We start from the raw sequence: 17,392 nt of genomic DNA, 5'->3' as shown, positions 1-17,392 counted from the left end.
TAGGCTTAACGAATCCTTATTAAGAGCCAGACAAAAGCGCTCCGACTGCAGGCGAGATCAGCGCTTCAGTCAGTCGCAATTGTTTGGAAATGAAGAGAAATTGTCAGTCGGCCTGTAAGCCGGGTTCTGTATGGCCCCTGCCCTTACAGGCAGGAACGTGGCGGCCATTCATCTTGTGCGAACGTTGCCGTCCGCCTCACGCAACCAACCCGAACAACTGGGCCGGAAACCACCCTGAGGGTTGCCCCTCGCGTTGTTCCTATTCGGTTTTGCTCCCGGTGGGGTTTACCTTGCCGCTTCTGTTACCAGTTGCGCGGTGGGCTCTTACTCCACCCTTTCACCCTTACCATTCCGACTAGCGGAAGGGCGGTTTACTCTCTGTGGCACTTTCCCTGGGGTCGCCCCCGCCGGCCGTTAGCCGGCACCGTGTTTCCCTGGAGCCCGGACTTTCCTCACCTGCAACCTTTCGGTCCTAGCCGGTGCGGCCGCCCGGCCGACTGACCGGGCGTATAAAGGCGTTCAGGGCGAAAAATGCAACAGGAAAGCCGATCATCCTGCGCGCATGAACTTCTTTACCTTGGCGCAGTACGCTGCGGAAATCTTGTTCATACGCTTTGCACCGTGGCCAGCATTGTAGCGCAAGATGGTGCCACAGACGTCACCGCCACCCAGCTTGTGAGCACCAGCCAGATACTTCATGCCAAACCGAATGTTGGTTTCGGGGTCATAGAGAGCCTTGGTGCTACCCTTGAAGCCAAGGCCGCGAGCGGTAGCCGGCTTGATCTGCATCAGACCAACTTCGCCAGCCGCTCCACGTGCATTTGCACGATAATTACTCTCGGTGTGAACGACACCATGCGCAAGCGCCAGCGGGATACCGTGCTGCTTCGCGTATTTCGCAATGATTGCATCGTAGGGTGAACGCTGGCCTGCCCCCTTGGCCCTGCCGGCAGCAACAGATGCCGTGGTCACCTTATCAACTTCGCCGTTTTCGGATTTCTTGGCGGCATTGCCGCGGAACAGTTCTACAATCGTCTTCGGGGCTGCCTCAGCAGCAGGTTGAGCGGATGCGCCAGGCACAAAACCGATGAGCCCGGCGGCAAGGGCTGCCGCCGCTATGGTAAGTCTCGACATGTATCTTCCATTTCTTCTTGCGTGTAGCCGCGTCACGCGCAGCTTTTTGGCCTTTCGCAGTGACGCTTCACGAGCCGGCACGGCGTTGAGGCCCATCTGCCGAGGAAACTGGCACGCAAAATGGCAAGGCCAGTCACATTAGGTGACAGGCAGTCACACAGAAGAAGCTGTGACGTAGGGTTAACTTAGAACTTCCGTTGGAAGTGAAACAAGAAGACGATGCAAGGTTTCGATAGTTGATCTATCAGCAACGCCGTCAACGCGGTCGCGCCTGAAGTGTCTCTGAAACGCTTCGACGACCTGTTTGGTTGCATCATCGAACAAGCCATTGATTTCGATGCTGTATCCGTAGACGGAAAGCATGGATTGCAGCGCTTCTACCGGCTCGCCGCGATCGCCCGTCGCGAGGAACCGACCTCCTTGTACGGGAGCCGGAACGACGCAATGACCGACGCCCATCTGCGCGAGTCTGTCCCACGGAAACCGTTCGCCCGGATCGATCTTCCTCCCCGGAGAAACGTCCGAATGCGCCAGGACTCGTTCCGGAGAAATGTGATTGCGCGCGCAAATATCGCGGGCCAATTCCGCGACTGCGTGGATCTGAACGTCCGGAAAATCGGGAAATTGGGCGAGTGGCCCAGCATTCACGACCTCGATCCCGATCGACCAGGAATTGACGTCCTCGCGCCCCTTCCATGAACCTTTTCCGGCATGCCAGGCACGATCGCTTTCGCGCACCATCTGCACGATCCGACCATCTTCATGGACAATATAATGACAGGAGACTTCACTTTCCTGCGCGCAAAGCCACACTTCTGCAGCCTCCCCAGTCTCCATGCCTGTGTAGTGAAGAATGAGAAGATCCGGACGCGCGTTCGGCGCGCGGGGTCCGAAATTTGGCGAGACACGAACGTCCGCCCCCTTAAAATCCGGGAGAAAACCCGTCATGCAAACCTCATGGAGCGCTCGATAGCTTCATAAGCGCCGTTGATCGCGGCCAAACGGCTGTTCGCAATAGCCAAAAACTCTTCGGGAACGCCCCGGGCAATCAACTTGTCGGGATGGTTCTCGGCAACCATCAATCGATAACGTGCCCGGACCTTGTCGAAGGGGGTATTCGGCGCGAGACCGAGAACGCGCCAAGGATCGGTGCCGTCGCGCGCAATGGTATGCCGGGCAAGTATCGTCTCGAAGTGACTGTCCTCGATCTGGAAAACCTCGCCTACCCTGCGAAGGAAGCCGAGCTCATGTTCGTGAACGACGCCATCCGCCTTAGCAATGTGGAACAGACCATCCAACACATCCTCCAGCAGCGCACAGTTTGGCTGGCCGGAGCCGCACAATCCTGCGATGCGCTGCGCGTAAGCGTCGAAGCCGGCAATGTCCTGCTTCGCCAAATCGAACAGCCGCGCCACGTTTTTTGCCTGGTCAGCCGGCACGATGAAGATCTGCTGAAACGCCTGCACTTCATCACGAGTGACGACACCATCCGCTTTCGCCATCTTGGCGGACAGCGCGATCATGGCAATCGAAAACGCCACACGCCGCCGCATCTCGGGATCACCTTCAAAAACAGTACGCACCCGTTCGATGACATTGGTCATCGCGACGGTGGAAATTGAAGAGAGAAATTCGCTTATGCGCGCCCAGATAGACATTAGCGCTTCATAGGATGAATTGGCCCCGGTGACGAGGCACTTTTTTCTCATTGGTGGCGCAAAGAATAAGGGCCGCCAACATTTGGGGCGGCCCTTGAAATAGACGTAACGCGATTATTGAGCTGGCGCAGGTGCAGCCGGATCAGTGGCCGGAGGCGTGGCGTCCATCGGCGCCGTCGTTGCTGGCGGCTCATTATCCGGAACAGCCTGAGTGGTCGTGCCATCAGTATCGCTGCAAGCTGCCAAGCCCATTAGGGCGATACCGGAAATCGAAGCAAGGATCAGCTTTTTCATTTCCTATCTCCTTTGTGGTGAAGGCGGGAATGCGGTCCGCGATCGGGAGAGAAACGCTTTCTATTAGTTGGGGTTTCGTCACTTTGAATTACCGGTTGTTACACCCCCCGCTCAAGCTTGCTTTGGTCCGATGTGAGCACCTTACCCGAAAATCAACTGGAGCTGGTTTAAGGTGGGCAGATATGGTCCTGCCTCCGCCGGTCGATTCGAGCGAGCACTGCCAAAAGAGGGAAGAGGAATGATGCGCCGACTATGGTCCCTGATGACCTGCCTGCTTCTCGCTTCGTGCACGAGCATTTCCTACGATTTCAGCGACATTGCTCCGAAATCGCAGCCAGCCGCCACCTCAGGACATGTAGCGGTGAGCCATCCACGTTTCGGCGACAGGAAGCCTCACCCCTGGACAGGCCGTGCGCCCCATCGCTACGCCGTCCATGGAACGGACGTCTCGAAATATCAGACCTCGGTTGATTGGCTGAAGGCGCGCAATTCGGGAATTTCATTCGTCTTTATCAAGGCAACGGAAGGGGGCGATCGGCTGGATGACAAGTTCCACGAGCACTGGCGTGGAGCCAAGACCGCAGGCCTTCCCCGTTCCGCCTACCACTTCTTCTATTTCTGCCGACCAGCCGTAGAACAAGCTCAGTGGTTCATCCGCAACGTGCCGCGCGAAGCAGGTGTGCTCCCGCACGTTCTAGATATGGAATGGAACCACCTGTCACCAAGCTGCAAGCTTCGTCCCCCGGCGAATGTCGTCCAGAAGGAGATGAAGGTCTTCCTCGACATGATCGAACGGCATTACGGCAAACGTCCGATCATCTACACGTCAGTAGACTTCTATCACGACAACCGGCTGCACGAGTTCAAGGGCTACGACTGGTGGCTTCGTTCCGTCGCCGACCACCCGGACGTGCGCTACAATCGCCATCCCTTCCTGTTCTGGCAGTATACCGGGACTGGGGAAGTGCCGGGCATCAAAGGCGACGCGGACATCAACGTGTTCAACGGAACGGAAGCGCAGTGGCGTCGCTGGCTCGCGCAGCACATTCGCTGAGCCAGCTTGGCTAGTCGGCCATTGTCTCGAGGCTCGCAAAGCCTTCCGGCATCCCACCCTCGTCGAACGGCGCCGTCAATTCGACGAATGTGTTGGGATAGAACCCGTTGAACCGTGTGCGCAGAGACAATGAGTAAGCACCTATGTGACCGATCTCGATCCAGTCACCCGTATCCACCGTTTCCGGGAGCCAGAAGGGTCTGGACAAAATATCAACCGAGTCACAGGTCGCGCCGCAGACGCGGAAGGGAACTATGTTCTTCTTGTCTCCGCTGCGATTGCGGATGGCCGGGTCCGGGATAAAGCGGGCCGGCAGCGTGATCTTGCCGGTCCATGAATCCGATAATGACGCCCATATTCCGTCATTGATGTAGAGCCGCCGCCCCTTGCGCAGCAGCACCCTCACAATGAGCGAAAAGGCGCGCGCGACGATGACCCTGCCCGGCTCTGCGACGAGCGGGGTATCCGCAAAGCCCCATTCTTCTATATCGGCCCGCAGCCTCGCCATGATGTCTTCCAAAGACGGCATCTTGGGCTGCTTGCGGTTGGGATCATGGCCATATTCAGCAGGGAACCCGCCACCTACATCCAGCGCCGCAAGGGGAACCTTCATCCGGTTACGCACCCAGTCGGCAGATGCAAGCGCGCGCCGGTACGTGTCAGGGTCCTCAATCTGGCTCCCGACATGGAAGCAAAGGCCAACCTTGAACCCCGAACGCCCCAGGCGATCAGCAAGTTCTACAGCAGAGGCCGGCCCCGCTCCGAACTTCTTGGACAATTCATATGCGGCGCTGCCCTTGGTCTGGATGCGCACGAAAGCCGTGATGGTGGAGGGATCTATGTCGAGTGCACGGACAACCCGAACGAGTTTAACGATCTCGTCCTCGTGATCGACGACGATTGTCCGGATTCCGTAATCTTCCAACGCAAGACGGATGTGGGACTGCGCCTTGACCGGATGCATGTAAAGCATCTCGGCTTTCGGTGCCACCGCGCGCACATCTGCAATCTCAGCAGGCGACGCGACGTCGAAAGCCGTAACACCGGCTTCCGACAGAGTTTGAAGGACCATCCGCTCGCCATTGGTCTTGACCGCGTAGGCGGTCTTGCCAGGAAACATTCCCATGAAGTTCTGGCAATCTTTTTTCAAAATGGTGGGGCGGAAGCAATAAACCGGATCGTCAGGACGTAACGCGAGTGCCGCCTCGCGTGCATTCTCAAATCGCTGCATGAGCCTCTCCGAAGTATTGAGCAATAAGAGTGTAGCTCACTTCCGCAATGTCCAGCCCAACCGGCATGATTGGTGGTTTTGAGGAGGCACCGGGAATGGAAAACCATGCCATCACTCACTTTTTGTTCATCGCTGAATCGAAGGGAATGTCGTTGATAAACAAGGCATTATCAGATCAGTGCGCAATTCCATCCTAACGAAACGATTGAATTTCGGTAAATTTGCGCTTGCGCCTCGCCATTTGGGCTTTAGAATCCACAGCTAGTCCGCAAAGGAGATATCGCCAATGGGACTTGCACGACCTATCAATGCATTGATGATCTGTGCTGCGTTTACATTTATAGCAGCCTTGGTTTTCGGAGTGCTGGCTTAATCTAGTCCGCTCGGAGTAGAGGCTGAAGCGTCAAGAGGACGCGAAGGAAACAAGAGAAAAGGCCGGTCGATCCACCGGCCTTTTCTTTATCCAAAATCACGCCGCCTGCGCTGTAACGGTCGTCGTAGCATCTCGATCGGATGGCAGATCATAAGGGCGAGATATGCGTGACGAGAACGCGCTGCAGATCGTGATGCAGGCCAGAGAGCCGCTCAGCCTTGAGCCTTTCACCAGAAACATTCCGGCCGCAAAGTTGGGTGGAGGCCGTCAGGCAATCTCCCGGCGCGCCTCATCGTCGTTGGCGATCAATAGGCGTTGATCCCGGCCCAGCCATAGTTTGACGGTCAGGCCTTCGTCATCGGCGGGAGCAAAACTGCGGGTTGCCTCAAACTCCAATCCGGATTCCGCAAGCCAGTTGCCTATCTGCAGGTCGGAAAAACCAAGCCTTGCATGGGCATGCTTCTCTCGCAGGAACTCAAGACCGTGCGGCGCAAAATCGACGATGACGAGCCTTCCTGCCGGACGCAACAGCCGCGCGGCCTCGCGGATTGCCTGCCCGGGTTCGTCCAGAAAGTGCAGAACCTGATGCATTGTCACCAGATCGAAAGCGTCACGCTCGACCGGCGGAGCGTAGATATCGCCTTGGCGTACCTGCGCGTGGGCAACGTCCGCGTTGTCGAGATTGGCCCGTGCCACTGAAAGCATCTCGCGCGAAAGATCGATGCCTACGCCGCGTCGATATAAAGGGGCGAACAACTCAAGGAGACGGCCCGTGCCTGTGCCCAGATCCAGCATGGACTGAAACGGAGCATCTCCGACAAGCTCCAACAAAGCTGCCTCGACGGCCCCATCGGGAACATGCAGCGACCGTATCTGATCCCAGCTGGCCGCGCTGGCGCGGAAGTATGCGGCTGCACGTTCGGCCCGCCGACCTTTAACTGCCGCCAAACGTTCAAGGTCACGCTCAACCGTAGGATCGTTTGGATCGACGCGTCCTACAATCCCGTTCACGAATTCACGCGAAGATTCGACGTCAGACAGCCGGAAAAAGGCCCAGGACCCCTCCTGGTACCTCTCCACCAACTGCGCTTCCATCAAGAGCTTCAGGTGTCGCGAAACCCGCGGCTGTGACTGCGCCAGGATTTCGGTTAGATCAGTAACAGTGAGATCACCGCGGGAAAGCAATAGCAGGATACGAAGGCGGCTGGATTCGGCCGACGCTTTCATCGTATCAACCATAGTGGCGAGGCTGGTCGCAGTTCGGGTCAACATGGCACATTCCGATTGGACATAAAGATATATTTATATCACCGGCAGGTGCTACACAAGCGAGTTCTCAACCGGGAGTGAGTATGACCATACGCGAAGGCGAAGTCGCCCTCACCTTTGACCCGGCAAAAACTGCCAGCGACGCTTCCGTAATCTTCATCGGGCACTTTCGCTCCCCCTGGACCAGCCGTGACGAATGCCCGCGGAACATGTCCGCAGCGCGCGAGCGTGCGCTCCCGGCATCCGTCGAGATCGACCCAAGGTGGCGAAGCGGGCTGACCGGTCTCGAGCGCGCCAGCCATGTCATAATTTTAAGCTGGCTTCACGAGGCAAGGCGCGACCTGATGCTGCAGAAACCCCGTCATGCCGCTTCTGCTCAAGGTACGTTCTCCCTCCGCTCACCCGTGAGGCCGAATCCGATCGGGCTGCACATCGCTCGGCTGCTGTCACTTAACATCGAGGAAGGGATCCTTTCACTCGATGCGATCGACGTGATGGACGGAACGCCTGTTATCGACATAAAGCCGTATTACGCATCGACGGATGCGATATCGGACGCGGTTGTCTCCAAAGCATGAACGGCAGGCCTTCAACCCACCGGCAGAAAGCCATCGCCAAGTCGCTGACCACGCTTTTGCCGCTGGCTCCTTACGCCGATATCGAGAAGATCCGTGAAATGGCGAGCGCGCGTGACATGCGTGAGCTTCCGCCGTCAATCGCGGTCTGGATCGCGACGATCACTTATGTTCGGCATGAGCATTCCGCTTACGACAGCCTCCTGGAGGAAGGCTACGATCGGGACTCCGCCCGCTTCTTCGTGATCGACGAGATCAACGAGGTGCTGACGCGCTGGAGGTCCACACGGCTCCTCGACAGCGATGAAGCAGATTAAATACAGGACTCGCAACGCTCCGAACAGTTAAGCGTTACACGACACACATGCAGACATACCGGTTGGCGCGCGCGTTTCCTTAGTTCCCTTCCCTTGACCAGACCTGCAAATCAAGAAACTCTAAATTAGAGATTTCTTTTATTGCTATCGTCAAGGATCATGCATGGCAAACGCCCCACACCCCGCACCCGGCCCTGAGCCAAAATGGAATTTGGTTGGCCCAGGCCTTGTGGTCGCGGCTACCGGCGTTGGGGCTGCCGATCTGATTGCCACGACTGTCGCCGGCAGCAAATATGGCTACGCGCTGTTGTGGGCGGTGATCGCTGGCTGCATCATGAAAGTCATCCTCGTTGAAGGTGCGGGGCGATACAGCCTTGCGACCGGCAAGACCATCTTCGAAGGCTGGAGCAGCCTTGGACGCTGGACGCACTGGTATTTCGGCCCCTACATCGTGATCTGGGGCTTCGTCTACGGCGCCGCAGCAATGGCTGGAACCGGACTTGCTCTGTATTCCCTCTTCCCGTTCTTCAGCGTCTTCACCTGGGGCGTGATCTCAGGACTGCTTGGCCTCGTCCTGGTTTGGTCGGGGAAATATGACGTGTTCGAAAAAGCGCTGACCGCAATGGTGATCCTGATGTTCATCACCACGATCACCGCAGCAATTTTAACTTTGCCCAATCTGGGCGAAGTCTTGACCGGCCTCATCCCGTACATTCCAGAAGGCGCGCTGATCAATGTGCTCAGCGTCGCGGGTGGCGTCGGGGGCACCATCACGCTGGCGGCTTACGGTTACTGGCTACGCGAAAAGGGCTGGAACACGACGCGTTACATGAAGGTCATGCGGATCGATAATGGAGTGGCCTATCTCATTACCGGCATCTTCGTCGTCGCGACGCTGATCGTCGGCGCAGAGTTGCTCTACTCGGCCGGTATCGCCATCGGCGCTGGCGACCGTGGAATGGTCGATCTTGCTACCGTTCTTGGCGAACGCTACGGCCAGTGGATGAGCAAGCTGTTTCTCATCGGCTTCTGCGCGGCGACGATGTCTTCACTCGTCGGAGTTTGGAACGGCGTCAGTCTAATGTTCGCCGATTTCGCCGGGTATATGCTTGGTCGGCCACACGATGACAAAAGCCGATTGGCCGGCGGTGTCTTCTACAAAGCTTACATTTTCTGGCTGACAATCCCACCAATGGTGATGCTGTATATCGGGCAGCCGGTCTACCTCATCCTCGCCTATGGCGTTCTCGGCGCGCTTTTCATGCCTTTCATGTCGGTAACACTGCTCTGGATCCTCAACACAGACCGCGTGCCGCGAGAATGGCGCAATGGTAGCTTCACCAACATCATGCTGACGTTGTGTACTCTTACCTTCGGTGCGCTAGCCATAGACCAATTGCGTGGTCTCATCTTCTGACACATTTACCACATGTAAAAACCCTCGTTACCGACTGGAAACGAGGGTTTTCACGTCCACCTGAGTTCTAGATCCGGCTTATGGGTAAATCTGGCGTCACGGATAAATCCACTGCTCTGGTATGCGCACGGACACTTCTTCGTCCGCTTCAATCCGGCCTGGCTTTTCCACCCACGCAACCAGGCCGCGCAGACGCTTGGCTGCCGGTGCGAATTGGAGTGAAACGTCTCTGATGTCCTCTAGTCCCGCACATTCCGCAATGGAGCGCCCCGCAAGGCGGCACGGATGGTTCTGTCCATCCACTTTCAAAGTAACTCCATTCTTGAAGAAAAGCATCGTGCCGGCCGGCAGCATGGACAGGTGCGGAATGCCTGCGATCAGGAGGTTGGCCCCGATCCACTCCGCCTTCACCTCAGGCAATTTCATTCGCTCGGCAACTACCGCAAGCTCTTCTGGAGAGACAATCGAGAGCTGCCGCTCATTGCGAATTTCGGTACCGGCCTTGTACCAAGGCTCGCGTGACCCAGAACGGCGGGTGGGACCTTCGTGAAAATCACCAGCAACGCCGTTAAACGTGAGTTCCAGTGCATTGATCCTGCGCGTGACGAAGTCATCTCCTGGTGCGTGATAAACGCCTGCCACCTGCCCCCGCAGCTTTCTCACCGGACGGACTGGGATCTCACTGACATCACGATTGAACAGGTCCAGCATTTGCATATCTCCAAAAACGCCTCGAAGTTGCCTTCCCGGGGCGTGGAGGTCCAGAAGAAACAGCTGATGAACCTATCAGCTGCGCTTCTTGCTCATCACATCATCCGCAGAAGCGCTCCACCAATCGAATATCCGGCACCATAAGTGCAAAGCAGACCGTATTCTCCTGCAACCATGTCCTTGTGGTTCATGGCCAGTGCGACAACAGCGCCTGCAGCAGCTGTATTCCCGAATTCCTCAAGGATGGTCGGCGCGATGTCAGGGCCGATTTCCCGTCCAAAGGCGAGCTTGAGGATCATCTGGTTCATCCTCGCATTTGCCTGATGCAGCCAGAACCGACGTACCGTCTCCGGTGTGCGGCCGTGCCTTGCCAGAAAGTCGACGATGAAGCGATGGCTGGCGACAGTGACGTCCTTGAATACCTTGTTGCCCTGCTGCTTGATCAAGTTCCCCTCGGCTGCGATCACGCTTACATCTTCCTGAGCGGCGCGGTTGAGGTAGCTAAAGTTCGACCGGATATTGTTCGAGAACTGCGTCCAGTTGCTCGTGTCCACCACCTCGAAACGGCCAGGTTCCTGCGCACCGTCATCGACACTCTCAATCAGCAAAGCCGTTGCGGCATCGCCGAAAATGAAGTGCGTCTGTCGGTCGCGAAAATTGAGATGCGCCGTTATGAGCTCAGGCGTTACGACCAGCGCTCGCCGGTGCGCACCTGTCCGCAGAAGGTTGACGGCAACGTGAATGCCCGATGCAGCCGACGAACAGCCGAGGGAGATGTCGAATGCCGCGCCTCTCGCCCCGATTGCATTCTGGATTTCGATCCCAATCGAAGGGTACATGCGCTGAAGATGCGAACCTGCACATATGACCAGATCGACATCCGCCGCGTCCATACCGGCGTCCACGAGCGCGTTCCGAGCAGCTTTGGCACCGAATTCAGCGGTCACCGACAGCTCGTCGTCACCGCGCGCGGGGATGCGAGGCGTCATGCGATCGATGTCCAGAATACCCTCTGGAGTGTGCACGTGCCGGCGCTTGATCCCTGAGGCGTGGTAGATGAAGTCAGCGCTCGACTTCTGAAGCTGTTCCCCGTCGTCCCGGGTACGGTTTTCTCGCTCTACCCAGCTATTGAAGCAATCAACGAGTTCTTCGTTAGAAATAACTGCATCCGGCACATTGAGGCCGATACCGGAGATAATGACGCGCTTCATGAACTTTTCCCAGGCAATACGGCACCGGGAAGTCGTTCCCACACGTCCCCGGCGATGAACGATAGGCTCAACTCTGTTTAAGCTAGATTAACCGTTCTCACAGCCTCAAAAAAACACCCCGACTGCAATTGCAGCCGGGGTGTTACTGTCAGATCTCGTGCGAGGTTTAGCGCGTCAGGCGCTTGTAGGTCGCGCGGTGCGGGTTGAGGGCATCCGGGCCAAGACGACGAACCTTGTCGGCCTCGTAGTCCTGATAGTTGCCTTCAAACCATTCGACGTGGCTATCGCCCTCGAATGCGAGAATGTGCGTCGCCAGACGGTCGAGGAACATACGATCGTGCGAGATGATAACAGCGCAGCCGGCAAAGTTTTCCAGCGCATCTTCGAGGGCTGCCAGCGTCTCGGTGTCGAGGTCGTTGGTCGGTTCGTCGAGCAGCAGAACGTTACCGCCCGTGCGAAGCATCTTCGCCAGGTGGACGCGGTTGCGCTGACCACCCGAGAGGTTGCCGACCTTCTGCTGTTGGTCGCCGCCGCGGAAGTTAAAGGACGAGCAATAGGCACGGGTGTTGGCTTCATGCTTGCCGAGCTTGACGACTTCAGCACCGCCGGAGATTTCCTCCCAGACGGTCTTGATCGGGTCAAGCGCGTCGCGGCTCTGGTCGACATAGCCAAGACGTACCGTCTCACCGACCCGGATAGAACCGGCGTCCGGCGTTTCCTGACCGGTGATCATCTTGAACAGCGTAGTCTTACCTGCACCGTTCGGGCCGATGACGCCAACTATGCCACCGGGCGGCAGCTTGAACGACAGGTCGTCGATCAGCATGCGGTCGCCAAAGCTCTTCGAGATGCCTTCGACTTCGATGACAACATTGCCGAGCCGCTCGCCATGCGGAATGACGATCTGCGTATCGGTCGGGCGACGGCTGTCAGCCGCCTCCAGCAGCTCATCAAACGCCTTGATACGCGCCTTCGACTTGGTCTGACGTGCCTTGGGGCTCGAAGCAATCCACTCGCGCTCGCGGGAGATGGCGCGCTGACGTGCATCGTCTTCGCGGCCTTCCTGCTGCATGCGCTTCGCCTTGGCCTCAAGGTACTTGGTGTAGTTGCCTTCGTACGGAATTCCCCGACCGCGGTCGAGCTCGAGGATCCAGCCGGTGACGTTGTCGAGGAAGTAACGGTCGTGGGTAATCAGCATTACAGCGCCCTTGTAGGCACGCAGATGCTTTTCGAGCCACGAGGTCGTCTCGGCGTCGAGGTGGTTGGTCGGTTCGTCGAGGAGGAGCAGATCCGGCTCGGAAAGCAGCAGCTTGCACAGAGCAACACGGCGGCGCTCACCACCCGACAAATTCGTCACATCCGCGTCCTTGGGCGGGCACGCGAGGGCTTCCATAGCCATCTCGACCTGCTGCTCCAGATCCCACAGGTTCAGACGATCCATCTCGTCCTGCAGATGGGCGGACTCCTCGGCAGTTTCGTCCGAGTAGTTCATCATCAGCTCGTTGTAGCGCTCGATGATGGCGGTCTTCTTCGCAACGCCAGCCATGACGTTCTCGAAAACGTTCAGTGCCGGGTCAAGTTCGGGCTCCTGCGCCAGATATCCGACTGTCGCACCTTCCGCGAGCCAGGCTTCGCCGCTCCACTCCTTATCAAGACCAGCCATGATCTTGAGGATGGTCGACTTACCCGCGCCGTTGGGGCCGAGAATACCAATCTTGGCGTCGGGATAGAAGGAAAGGTGGACGTTATCGAGCACCTTCTTCGCCCCGTAGGACTTGGTCAAGCCCGACATGTGATAGATGAATTGGCGTGCCATGGCGCGCGAAAACTCCGTTGTTCCTGCAAGGGGAAAAATTTTGGTCGCGGCGTATGTAGGCGAATCCGAACGCCAGAGCAATGCGCAGGCGCCGCGACAGATCAAACTCTTGCCATTGTCCTGATGCAGGCAAAGAGGGATAACCTAGGGAAGACAAGTGCTTTCATCCCTCACCAAAATCAGCCTGCTCGTCACCTTTTCCGCAATCCTTACCGCCTGCCAGAGCGGGTCCAGCGCGGACGGTGCAAAAGAGCAATCTCCCAGTGTTGGCCCGCTGCAGTGCGCGGCCCCCCTCCCCTCAGGCCCGCCGCCACCTCCCAACAAGCTGTCATCTTTCGGAACGGCGACCGCAATGAATATGGGCAAATCCGTCGGACGTAGCGCCATCACCGGTGCCGGTACATTGGTTGCGGGACCCGTGGGTGGCGCGGTCGCTGGCAACCTTGCGGCTCGAGTTCTGCCTTCAAGTTTCGACATACGCGGGCAGTGGACGGTGAATGACGGGTCAACGAACTGTTCCTGCACGCTCAGCTTTACCGCACCAGGAACGTGGTCCGGCGCTAATCTGCCACGTGGCGATGTCCGGTCGAGCGGCTGCAACAACGCACAACTTGCAAGCATCAACGATTGGCGCCTGGATGAGACGCTATCCGGGCTTGAGGCGGAGCTTCTTCTTTACGCGCGCAATGGCAACCGCATCGCCGTGCTGAAGCGCAACGGGCCCGATCATTACTCCGGGCAGCTTTCAACCGGGCAGCAAATCACGATCTGGCGGCAATGATCTCGGTGAACGTCGTGTGAACGGCGGGTTCAGCGTCGGTTCTGATGAAGAGTGCGAAAGTCACATCGTCATCAACCGACGCCACCCGAACAGGAGACACGACCATGCACACCAAGATCATTCTCTCCGCAGCCGTCGCATCGATTATCGGCTTCACGTCGCTCCCGGCTTCCGCAAATAACGTCTGGCTCGAACAGTTCGGCATCCACAACGAAGCTGGCGGTCGCCAGACGGGGATCCATAACGACATCGGGATGCACCAGGACGGACGCCGGAATGCTGCAATCGGCAATCAGAACGGCCGTCGCAATACGATCGCCATCGGCCAGAATGGCCGCCGCAATACCGCGCAGGTGCATCAGAATGGTCGCTTCAATCAGGGTGGCGTGGGCCAGTTCGGCAGCAACCATAACGCGGTCGTCATCCAGGATGGAAACGGTAACATCGCTGCAGGCGTCCAGGTTGGAAATGGCTGCGACGGCAATGTTACGCAGACCGGGCGCGGCAACGTCGCCGCGTTCGTCCAGACTTGCTACTGATTTTGGCCGCCGGAAGCGACCGACCCTTCCGGCACCCCACGCCCTCCGCTAGGGAGAACGAACATGTCCAGCCCCAGAAAGCCTATTTGGATTCTGGCAGCGCTCGTAGCCGTGAGCCTGGGGGCAGTTTTCACCGCTGCAGGCGCCATGGAAACGAGCCAGGCGGCCGCTCGATGCGAAATTATCACCAAGAAGTCGGGCGGACTGATATCGATCCAGGCTCAGGCGCACGCCGATAAAGCTGTGAGCGGCAGCTATGAGTTCTCCGTTACAGGTAGCGGTACCAACCTGAACCAGGGCGGCGACTTCGATGGTGCAGCAGGCGAGACGATATCTCTTGGCTCCGCCATGCTCACTGCCGGGCAGTCCCTAGATGTTGAGCTGTCGGTCCATGCTTCCGGTTCAATTTCAAAGTGCAGCGAGCGTTTGGGCTAAATCTGAGAATTTGTGAGCGAAAATGGCCCCGCAAGTTGCGAGGCCATTCGATCGTTTCTAACAGCTAGCCGACCGTCGCACCGTCTTCCCTCCAGACCGCAATCACACTTGAGCGCGGTTTTCCATGTCCATCCGGCCAGCTGCCGCCTGGATGCTGAATTCCGACGAAAGCAACCTTGCGGTCTGACGACCAGCACAGGCCGGTGACTTCGCTGCCCTTCGGGCCAGTGAGGAAGCGGGCGATTTGGCCAGTATCCGGATTACCAACCAGCATCTGGTTATTTCCCTGCCCGGCAAAATCTCCCTCGTTGGAATCATCGCCATCCGTCTGGATCCAGAGCATGCCTTCACTGTCGAACATCATGCCGTCGGGCGAATTGAACATGTTGCCGGCGTTGATGTTTACCGAGCCGGCATAAGCATCTTCATGCACGGTCGGGTTCCCAGCCATGACATAAAGGTCCCAGGTGAACGTGTCTGCGGAATGGTTGTCGCCATCCGGGCGCCAGCGCACGATCTGTCCATATTCATTGGTGGGACGCGGATTTGCGGCGTTCACCGGCATCTTCTCGTCGCCGCGCTTGGAATTGTTCGTAAGCGCGCAATATGCTTCCGCCCGGTGAGGATGGGTAGCGATCCATTCTGGACGGTCCATCGTCGTACCGCCGACCTTGGACCCGGCCATGCGGGCGAAGGTCAGGAGCTCGGGTAAGCTCATACCGGTCGTCTCGGGCGTAAGAGCCAGCCATTCGCCGCTCATATCGTCGTTGAACTTGGCGACATAAAGCGTGCCATCGGCCAGCAAGCCGTCCGTGGGCTGCCCTTCCGCCCAGCTGGCATTCGATACGTAGCGATAGATGAATTCCCCTCGCTCGTCGTCACCGAGATAGACGACAACATGTCCATCGCTAGCGTGCACCATCGCGGCATTCTCATGCTTGAAGCGCCCCAAAGCGGTGTGCTTCACCGGAACCGACTTGGGATCCGATGGATCGATCTCAACAATCCAGCCGAAGCGATTTGGCTCGTTGGGATTGGTTGAGACGTCAAAGCGCTCGTCGTACTTTTCGTAGAGGTAGTTGCTCTCGCCCTTGATGCCGTAGCGCTTCTCGCCCTGCGTCTGCTCGCGCTCCGTCACCATCCCGAAATAACCGTTGAAGTTTTCCTCGCAGGTCAGGTAGGTGCCCCAGAGCGTGCGGCCCGAGCCACAATTGTTGAGCGTGCCAAGCGGCGAACGGCCTTCCGGGTCCGCATCCGTCCTCACGAGATCCGTGCCGGCAACCGGTCCATCCATCGTCATCGGCGTGTCGTTGGTAATGCGTCGGTTATAGGGGCTGTCGACGACAACCTCATAGCCATCGCCCTTATCTGCGACTTCCATAACCGTGACGCCCTGCAGGTTCTTGAGCAGCTGCGCTTCTGCCGCGCTTTGCGGCTTGCTGTCAGAAGCTTCCGGAAGATTGATCTTCGGGTTCACATATTCGGAATTGACGGCGATGATCTGCCGGCCGTCGATCTCGAACAGCTCCATCCCGTCCGTGTTCTCGCCGAAGACCTTGTCAGACACGTCAACGGAGACGCCACCTTCTGGAGAGTAACTGTCTGCCGCGTCCGAAAACAGCGGATCACCCCAGCGGGCGACGGCTTTCCACTTGAAACCTTCCGGCACCTGGATCAAATAATCGGTAGCGATATCGATTGGCTTGAACTTGAAGCCGGAAGCAGCTTGCGCCTGTACAGATGTCGAGTTCTTCAGGAAAGCGGAGCCGAACACTGCCGCACCCGAACCAAACGCCAACGTCCCGCCAAGGAAGCCACGGCGCGAAATTGCCCGCTCTACCACCTCGTCAAACTGGTTATGCGCGGGACGTGGATCGCGCATTTCGTCGAACTCATCCCATGAAAAATCGTCGTGCATGTTCTGTGTCATTGCTGGCCTCAGGCTTGCTAGAGTGACAATCGCAAGCAAAAACTGAAGGCGCGATATGACGGGGGTGTAACATCGCAGGAGTTCGCATCGTTATCTAAACGCAATATGAACGGCGGGTTCCGATATGGTTCAGCCGAACCCGCGCATATTCCTCTCATCAACTGACGAGCCAGCCTGGAGAGGAACAGAGATGACCATCACTTCTTTCGTCAAGATCAAGTCCGCGCTCATCACCGCTGCGCTGGCGATCTCGGCTTTCGCTGCTCCTGCGCAGGCAGGTGGCTTCATCAGCTTCAACGTTCAGCCGCGCAACGCCGACGAGGAGCGTGTCTTGAGGACAGGCCTTGGCATCTATGCCCTCGTCAACGGCATCAAGGACGGAAGCATCAAGCAGAAGGGCCTGGCCAACGTCGCGGGGCTGGTTCAGAACGGACGGGGTAATCTTGGCGTCGTTAGCCAAAAAGGTGACGGTCATACCGGCACGCTGATCCAGAACGGCAACGGCAACTCGCACGGCCTGTTCCAGTTCGGACGAAATACCAATGCTGAAATCGTTCAGAACGGCGGCGGCACCGGTGCCACCTTTCAGTGGGGATGGTAGCAGCAACTCGGAAGCTGAACAGGAAAGGGACACGGATATCTCCGCG

At 57.7% G+C, this 17,392-nt stretch carries 18 protein-coding genes and 1 other RNA gene; 8 read left to right on the top strand and 11 right to left on the bottom strand.

The genetic code is table 11. From position 1 onward, the window contains the following. Nucleotides 1-99 precede the first annotated feature (99 nt). From rnpB to IOD40_RS00270, 5 genes are all read right to left on the bottom strand, one after another. Nucleotides 100-501, bottom strand: an RNA gene (rnpB, locus tag IOD40_RS00290) — RNase P RNA component class A. A 48-nt stretch (nt 502-549) separates the two neighbouring features. After that, complete coding sequence (locus IOD40_RS00285) at nt 550-1,134, bottom strand: lytic transglycosylase domain-containing protein (protein WP_198473147.1); 585 nt, start codon at nt 1,132-1,134, stop codon at nt 550-552. Between the two features lie 180 nt (nt 1,135-1,314). Beyond that, nucleotides 1,315-2,082, bottom strand: coding sequence for an N-acetylmuramoyl-L-alanine amidase (locus IOD40_RS00280; protein ID WP_198473145.1), 768 nt, complete (start codon nt 2,080-2,082; stop codon nt 1,315-1,317). Beyond that, nucleotides 2,079-2,792 carry a J domain-containing protein gene (locus IOD40_RS00275; protein WP_198473143.1) on the bottom strand — a complete coding sequence of 238 codons (714 nt, stop codon included), beginning with the start codon at nt 2,790-2,792 and terminating at the stop codon, nt 2,079-2,081. The genes IOD40_RS00280 and IOD40_RS00275 overlap by 4 nt, the downstream gene beginning before the upstream one ends. Before the next feature lie 114 nt (nt 2,793-2,906). Beyond that, nucleotides 2,907-3,086: a hypothetical protein gene (locus IOD40_RS00270; protein ID WP_198473141.1), complete on the bottom strand. Its 180-nt coding sequence runs from the start codon at nt 3,084-3,086 to the stop codon at nt 2,907-2,909. Between the two features lie 241 nt (nt 3,087-3,327). Between IOD40_RS00270 and IOD40_RS00265 the strand changes: the two genes are divergently transcribed. After that, the gene (locus IOD40_RS00265) at nt 3,328-4,140 is read left to right on the top strand and encodes a glycoside hydrolase family 25 protein (RefSeq protein WP_198474173.1); all 813 of its coding nucleotides are present in this window, start codon (nt 3,328-3,330) and stop codon (nt 4,138-4,140) included. Between the two features lie 10 nt (nt 4,141-4,150). On the opposite strand, the gene IOD40_RS00260 is transcribed toward IOD40_RS00265, so the two are convergent. Together IOD40_RS00260 and IOD40_RS00255 are read right to left on the bottom strand one after the other, a co-directional pair. Beyond that, the gene (locus tag IOD40_RS00260; RefSeq protein ID WP_198473139.1) at nt 4,151-5,371 is read right to left on the bottom strand and encodes an alanine racemase; all 1,221 of its coding nucleotides are present in this window, start codon (nt 5,369-5,371) and stop codon (nt 4,151-4,153) included. A 640-nt stretch (nt 5,372-6,011) separates the two neighbouring features. After that, complete coding sequence (locus IOD40_RS00255; RefSeq protein ID WP_233713777.1) at nt 6,012-7,016, bottom strand: ArsR/SmtB family transcription factor; 1,005 nt, start codon at nt 7,014-7,016, stop codon at nt 6,012-6,014. An 80-nt stretch (nt 7,017-7,096) separates the two neighbouring features. On the opposite strand from IOD40_RS00255, the gene tsaA reads away from it, so the two are divergent. The 3 genes from tsaA (at nt 7,097) to IOD40_RS00240 (ending at nt 9,322) form a co-directional block, all read left to right on the top strand. Beyond that, nucleotides 7,097-7,591 carry a tRNA (N6-threonylcarbamoyladenosine(37)-N6)-methyltransferase TrmO gene (gene tsaA / locus IOD40_RS00250; protein ID WP_198473137.1) on the top strand — a complete coding sequence of 165 codons (495 nt, stop codon included), beginning with the start codon at nt 7,097-7,099 and terminating at the stop codon, nt 7,589-7,591. Next, complete coding sequence (locus tag IOD40_RS00245; protein WP_198473134.1) at nt 7,588-7,905, top strand: DUF2293 domain-containing protein; 318 nt, start codon at nt 7,588-7,590, stop codon at nt 7,903-7,905. Before tsaA ends, IOD40_RS00245 begins: the two co-directional genes overlap by 4 nt. Nucleotides 7,906-8,068: 163 nt before the next feature. Continuing rightward, nucleotides 8,069-9,322 carry an Nramp family divalent metal transporter gene (locus IOD40_RS00240; RefSeq protein ID WP_198473132.1) on the top strand — a complete coding sequence of 418 codons (1,254 nt, stop codon included), beginning with the start codon at nt 8,069-8,071 and terminating at the stop codon, nt 9,320-9,322. 96 nt (nt 9,323-9,418) lie between these two features. On the opposite strand, the gene IOD40_RS00235 is transcribed toward IOD40_RS00240, so the two are convergent. From IOD40_RS00235 to ettA, 3 genes are all read right to left on the bottom strand, one after another. Next, a complete protein-coding gene (locus IOD40_RS00235; protein ID WP_198473130.1) occupies nt 9,419-10,033 on the bottom strand; it encodes an MOSC domain-containing protein in 615 nt (204 codons plus the stop codon). Between the two features lie 95 nt (nt 10,034-10,128). After that, on the bottom strand, nt 10,129-11,244 hold the full coding sequence (locus IOD40_RS00230) for a beta-ketoacyl-ACP synthase III (protein ID WP_198473128.1): 1,116 nt from the start codon (nt 11,242-11,244) through the stop codon (nt 10,129-10,131). Between the two features lie 166 nt (nt 11,245-11,410). Beyond that, entirely contained in the window at nt 11,411-13,060 is a 1,650-nt protein-coding gene (gene ettA / locus IOD40_RS00225; RefSeq protein WP_198473126.1) for an energy-dependent translational throttle protein EttA, read from the bottom strand. A gap of 352 nt (nt 13,061-13,412) precedes the next feature. Here ettA and IOD40_RS00220 point away from each other — a divergent pair, with 352 nt between their 5' ends. From IOD40_RS00220 to csgH, 3 genes are all read left to right on the top strand, one after another. Then, entirely contained in the window at nt 13,413-13,841 is a 429-nt protein-coding gene (locus tag IOD40_RS00220; RefSeq protein WP_198473124.1) for an AprI/Inh family metalloprotease inhibitor, read from the top strand. Nucleotides 13,842-13,945: 104 nt separating this feature from the next. Then, the gene (locus IOD40_RS00215; RefSeq protein ID WP_198473122.1) at nt 13,946-14,380 is read left to right on the top strand and encodes a curlin; all 435 of its coding nucleotides are present in this window, start codon (nt 13,946-13,948) and stop codon (nt 14,378-14,380) included. A gap of 63 nt (nt 14,381-14,443) precedes the next feature. Beyond that, nucleotides 14,444-14,815: a curli-like amyloid fiber formation chaperone CsgH gene (csgH, locus tag IOD40_RS00210; protein ID WP_198473119.1), complete on the top strand. Its 372-nt coding sequence runs from the start codon at nt 14,444-14,446 to the stop codon at nt 14,813-14,815. A 64-nt stretch (nt 14,816-14,879) separates the two neighbouring features. Here csgH and IOD40_RS00205 read toward each other — a convergent pair whose 3' ends face one another. Further along, the gene (locus tag IOD40_RS00205; RefSeq protein ID WP_198473117.1) at nt 14,880-16,745 is read right to left on the bottom strand and encodes a PhoX family protein; all 1,866 of its coding nucleotides are present in this window, start codon (nt 16,743-16,745) and stop codon (nt 14,880-14,882) included. A 190-nt stretch (nt 16,746-16,935) separates the two neighbouring features. On the opposite strand from IOD40_RS00205, the gene IOD40_RS00200 reads away from it, so the two are divergent. Next, complete coding sequence (locus IOD40_RS00200) at nt 16,936-17,346, top strand: curlin (RefSeq protein ID WP_198473115.1); 411 nt, start codon at nt 16,936-16,938, stop codon at nt 17,344-17,346. The last annotated feature ends 46 nt before the right edge of the window (nt 17,347-17,392 follow it).

Origin of the sequence: Aquamicrobium zhengzhouense, assembly GCF_016124105.1 — a bacterium.
Classification (GTDB): domain Bacteria; phylum Pseudomonadota; class Alphaproteobacteria; order Rhizobiales; family Rhizobiaceae; genus Aerobium; species Aerobium zhengzhouense.
This window is presented reverse-complemented; position numbering and strand designations above follow the sequence as displayed.